At 38.9% G+C, this 517-nt stretch carries 1 protein-coding gene; it reads right to left on the bottom strand.

The features are described from left to right. Window positions 1–476: transposase (locus FLK20_RS21415; protein ID WP_194165721.1), on the bottom strand; the 476-nt coding region annotated here is incomplete at its 3' end. Between the last annotated feature and the right edge of the window lie 41 nt (window positions 477–517).

Below are 517 nucleotides of genomic sequence, written 5' to 3'. Positions count from 1 at the left end.
CGCTCGATGGATTTTCGCCAGACAAAGGTGAATTTATTGGCATTGGCTTCGATTTTGGTTCCATCGATAAAGATAGCTTCTGCATCGATCAACTCTTTTTCCACCAGCTGACAACGAAATTGGACAAAGCACTGACGCAATAGTTCGTTTACTTCTGGATTCACGCGAAAACGGTTGATGGTACGGTAACTTGGCTCATATCCTTGCGCAAGCCACATCATGCGTACGCTATCTTTTAGTAATGCTTCGATTTTTCTGCCAGAAAACACGGATGGGGTATAAGCACATAGAATAATCTTCATCATCATTCGTGGATGATAGGCAGGACAGCCTGTTTGACGGATAAAACCTGTGAAAGCTTCTTCTGGAATCTGTTCAATAAACTCATGGACCGTATAAGCAATATCATTTTCTTGTAATTTCATTTCAAAATCTAATGGTAAAACGACTTGATTTACGTTATAATATTTAAACATAAGGATACCTCGATTCTGTTTTTGTAGTGGTACTTTAACTT

Origin of the sequence: Oceanobacillus sp. CFH 90083 (assembly GCF_009389585.1) — a bacterium.
Taxonomy (GTDB): domain Bacteria; phylum Bacillota; class Bacilli; order Bacillales; family Amphibacillaceae; genus Oceanobacillus.
The sequence above is the reverse complement of the archived record's forward strand: the minus strand, read 5'-3'. Positions and strand labels throughout refer to the sequence as shown.